This is a genomic window from Mucilaginibacter sp., from assembly GCF_028288105.1.
In the GTDB taxonomy this organism is placed as follows: Bacteria; Bacteroidota; Bacteroidia; order Sphingobacteriales; family Sphingobacteriaceae; genus Mucilaginibacter.
In genome coordinates this window covers 1-2,523 of the sequence record NZ_JAQBOI010000110.1, presented here as the reverse complement: position 1 = coordinate 2,523, position 2,523 = coordinate 1, and the positions used below count along the sequence as shown (strand labels likewise).

Below are 2,523 nucleotides of genomic sequence, written 5' to 3'. Positions count from 1 at the left end.
TAGTTGGCGCCTATTACTTCTTCGAGTTTTAATTTCCTTACAAATGGCACTTTATTTAATATTGATCCCGCAAAGTTATGCTGATAGTGAGCTTCGAAAAATGCGCCGTTTGTGCTGTAGGTATAAAAAGGCAGGAAGTGGAAACTGCCAATATAAGTAGGATCGAAGGTGGTACCCTGGTTACCTAAATAATGGTAATAATCCATATAGTACAGGGTGTTGTTATTAAAGTAATCGCCCCCTGTTAATTTGAAGGATGAGAAGCCGGTTAGCCCGATCCGGATATTTGATTGAGAAATATCTGCCGAAGCAAAATCGTAATCAACATCAGAACCCAACACGCTCTTTATCCCCTTACGATAGTTAACGGTAAGCGTTGGATATTTTGATGGTAAATTGAATTTACCGGTTGGCCTGGTTATGTATTGCTGATCGAACGAGAAAGTAACCGATGTTTTAAATGTTAAAGCCTGGTTCTGCGGGAACAAAAACGAATGGTCGTCAGCCGGTGTTCCCGGTGGGGCTAATGGGTTGTTAGAGGTGTACTCTTTGTTTTTTACATCCCGTATATGGCCAAAAGAAGTATTATATAACTGACTGCGGCTTGCATAATTTAAACCGCCCATCCATAAAATACCATTCCATAGCTCGCGCTGATAGCCAAAGCCCGCATACTGCGACCGGTAATATTTTACATAGTTGTTTTCTGATAGTAATGTACTCAGTGTGTTAAAATATAAAGAGCGGGTGCCTACGTTATTCAGATCGAGCACATCGCTGCCAAAGTCTACATAATATTTTGCGTTATGGAATGGGTCGTTCAGGTACTCGCTGTGTATGTTGGCGCTAAAAAGTTTATTACCAAAGCCATAACGTACGGCCGGGGTAATGCTGTACGAATGCAATTCATCAATTACGTGAGTATAGCGTACTTTCGCATTTATTCCAAAACCTTCTACCGTATTGTAATAAAACGTTTGTAGAAAAGGGAAAACATAAAGGGAATCTTTTTCGCTGCGATTGCTGGCGCTGTACCCAAATATTAAATAACCAGGGTAGTTAATGTTGTTTTTAGTATGTTGTATCGAATCTAAATATTGGTCTGTTTTTTTGTAGGCGGCAAGGCTGTCTTTCTTTTGATAATCGCGGGTTTCTAACGGGGTTAGGGGTACGGGGCGATTTGCGCTCCAGTAATTGCTGATTTTACTATTGGCGGCTGTATCTATCCTTAATACTTCGCCATTAAAAAAGCCTTCGGGGAAGGTGGGGTTAATTTTATAGTTATTGTAAATGCCCTGGTAATAACCGCCAAATTTAAACCCTAATACCGATCCGCTAAAGTTGAGCTGTACGGCCGTTGGCATCCAAACACTATCGGTAATGGGTATATATTGCTGGCTTATATTAAGCGTATCAACCAGATTAAGACTATTCATTTTGTTGGTAAGCAAAAGATCTGCAGTGTAAATGCGCCAGTCGCCTTCAACTATATAAATATATCCCTGAAAATACTGGCCGTTTTCGCGCCGCGGAATTACCTTTATTTTATCAATAGTACGGCCGTTTTGTACAGTGCTGCCAATTAGTTTATAGTTGTAAAATGTAAACGCGTTTGATGCCACCGGCGAAACATAGCCACGGCTGCTTAAGCCATTTATTTTAATTACATCATTATAAAAATTTACCTGCAGATCTGATCCTTTGCTGTAACTAAAAGCGGTATTTATACCCGCTTCTTTTGAAGCAATAGTAACTTCTTTTACTCTATTTGGCCTTTTAAAATTAAAAGTAGATAGCAACTCCGATTGATAAAGTATCCCACGGCCATTAGAATCAAGATCTAAGGCCTTCCTAACCGCTGCGCTTGTTAATGATTTTGGAGAGCTTAATAACCTTTGTACACCTTTTATATAAACCGAACATGAATAGCTGTTTGCTTCTTCTAAGTGCACTTTACGGTTATTAATAACCATGCGCATAATGGTATCGCCGGGGTCAAGGTTTTGTTTCCACTTGTCAGATATCTGGCTAAACTTAAATATCTCATCCGGAAGCTGCACATTATGCACCTCATCATGGTCGGTAATGGTAATGTTTTCTGTTAGCTCCTGGTAACCTGTAAAGCGATAGGTAACATTATAAGTGCCCGGGCTTAACTTAAACTGATAGCGGCCCTCTTCGTTGGCAGTAGTGCCATAGGTAGAGTTACGAATATACACAGATGTGAAGGGCACTGCCTCGTTTTTTTGACCCGTAATAAGCCCCGACAACGTATATTGTTGTGCCGACACGGTAAAGACTGCCAGTATGAATAAAATGGTAAGTACGTATCTTCTCATATAGGGTTTTTACGGTTAATGCTATTTAGCGGCAAAATGTTTGTTTGCTACACGTAATTTATATTAAATGTTTCACATAACCGTTCAATTGCGTGTTATTGTTTAATTTTGCGGCTTTAATACTCATATATTATGTATAAAACACTACAGCCGGTTTTACAACAGGAACTTGCCGATATTGAAA

Annotated in this window: 1 protein-coding gene; it reads right to left on the bottom strand. The window is 39.6% G+C overall.

What is annotated here, in order from left to right; all coding sequences use genetic code 11:
* A partial coding sequence (locus tag JWQ85_RS07865) for a DUF5686 family protein (protein ID WP_299466501.1) occupies nucleotides 1-2,339 on the bottom strand: 2,339 nt, incomplete at its 3' end.
* Nucleotides 2,340-2,523 lie beyond the last annotated feature (184 nt).